The organism is Marinobacter fuscus (genome assembly GCF_003007675.1).
Taxonomy (GTDB): Bacteria; Pseudomonadota; Gammaproteobacteria; order Pseudomonadales; family Oleiphilaceae; genus Marinobacter; species Marinobacter fuscus.
In genome coordinates this window covers 1-1,445 of record NZ_PXNP01000012.1, presented here as the reverse complement: position 1 = coordinate 1,445, position 1,445 = coordinate 1, and the positions used below count along the sequence as shown (strand labels likewise).

The window sequence follows — 1,445 nt, the reverse complement described above, 5'->3', positions numbered from 1 at the left end:
CGGTGATCTTCCCACAGGGGACTTTCACCCCATTAGTTCATGCCCATGCTGGGCGTACACAAGGCGCTGTTGTCGCCACTTTCGTGGCTGGGACGGCTTACGCTGCGCTCCAGCCGCTCCAAAGCTTTGCGTTATGCGAGACGTTCGCCTTGACGCACGTACTCAAAGGCGTACACTTGGTTGCAGGTTGAACACACAAGAGGTGCGTCATGACCGGAATCACAGCAACTGAGGCGCGCAGCAACCTATATCGGTTGATTGACGAGACCGCCGAGTCCCACCAACCAATCGTCATCATGGGTAAGCGCAACAAAGCCGTTCTGGTTTCCGAAGAAGACTGGTCTGCAATTCAGGAAACACTTTACCTGCTCTCCGTACCAGGTATGCGGGAGTCGATTCGTGAGGGGATGGATACCCCTTTAGATGAATGCGATGAGGAGCTGGACTGGTGACATGGAAGTTGGTTTACACCAAGCAAGCCCAGAAAGATGCAAAGAAGTTGGCCTCCAGCAGTCTCAAACCAAAGGCCCAGGAACTTTTAGCGCTGATAGCGGAAGATCCATACCGCAAGCCGCCTCCTTTTGAGAAGCTCATTGGTGATCTTGCGGGGGCCTATTCACGCCGAATCAATATTCAGCACCGTCTGGTCTATCAGGTGCTGGAGGGCGAGCAAGTGGTGAAAGTCCTCAGGCTCTGGAGCCACTACGAATAATGCATAACCAGCCGCTGTTGCCGGACAATTTTTCCACCGCCTCGCGGCTCCAAAATTGCCGCAAAGCTTCGCGTTATGCTCTTTTACATTCAATAGAAAGGAGATCTTATGAGAGATGTAGACATTGGCAGTGTCGGTAAGACACTTAAGGAAATGCTCCAAAATCCGGATCCTGTTGATGAGGATATCTTTATCAAGTCAGGTGACGGTGAGGTCTTAGGAGTCGTCATTTCAGAGAAGGCTTATGAGTTTTTTCTAGAAAAAACTGAGGAAGAAGAAGACCGCATAGATCAAGAAACAGTCGAAGAATTTCATCGAACTAAGGAATAGATATGCAGAAGGGATTGAATGAGGATGGAAGGGATATCCATGACATCGTGCGTCAGAAGCAAAGTCACAACCAGAGTCAGGATGACATGGCTGTTTGGAAAAAGGGAAAGGGCTTGATCACGGAGGATCAAAAAAATGGCGTACGAAGTAAAGTTCAGCACCCAGCAATTCACCGGTCTTCGTTGATTCATCCGGTAACGCCGAAACTGACCATAAAATAGCCAGCATTTGTCGTAAATACCGCTCATTTTCATAAGGCCAAAGAAGCTCGGCGAGCCTCCTCAGAACTTTCCTCAAGTTCAGGCCCACGCCGCACAATACCGCGTGTATCTTGTCGCCAGTAAACCCTCTGAGGAAGTTCCGGAACATCAGGCCGTCACTTTTCAGATGTCCGATGATCGGT

The 1,445-nt window shown here is 49.8% G+C and carries 3 protein-coding genes and 1 pseudogene; 3 read left to right on the top strand and 1 reads right to left on the bottom strand.

Going from position 1 to position 1,445, the window contains the following annotated elements:
• Positions 1 to 209 precede the first annotated feature (209 nt).
• The 3 genes from C7H09_RS03305 to C7H09_RS03295 all read left to right on the top strand — a co-directional run bounded on the left by C7H09_RS03305 (position 210) and on the right by C7H09_RS03295 (position 1,042).
• Positions 210 to 452 (top strand): type II toxin-antitoxin system Phd/YefM family antitoxin, encoded by a 243-nt coding sequence (locus tag C7H09_RS03305; RefSeq protein ID WP_106761210.1) that lies wholly within the window; start codon positions 210 to 212, stop codon positions 450 to 452.
• Positions 449 to 712 carry a Txe/YoeB family addiction module toxin gene (locus C7H09_RS03300; protein ID WP_106761209.1) on the top strand — a complete coding sequence of 88 codons (264 nt, stop codon included), beginning with the start codon at positions 449 to 451 and terminating at the stop codon, positions 710 to 712. The genes C7H09_RS03305 and C7H09_RS03300 overlap by 4 nt, the downstream gene beginning before the upstream one ends.
• Before the next feature lie 108 nt (positions 713 to 820).
• The gene (locus C7H09_RS03295; protein WP_106761208.1) at positions 821 to 1,042 is read left to right on the top strand and encodes a hypothetical protein; all 222 of its coding nucleotides are present in this window, start codon (positions 821 to 823) and stop codon (positions 1,040 to 1,042) included.
• A gap of 117 nt (positions 1,043 to 1,159) precedes the next feature.
• Here the strand turns inward: C7H09_RS03295 and C7H09_RS03290 are convergent.
• A pseudogene (locus tag C7H09_RS03290) lies at positions 1,160 to 1,445 on the bottom strand (hypothetical protein); the annotation flags it as partial.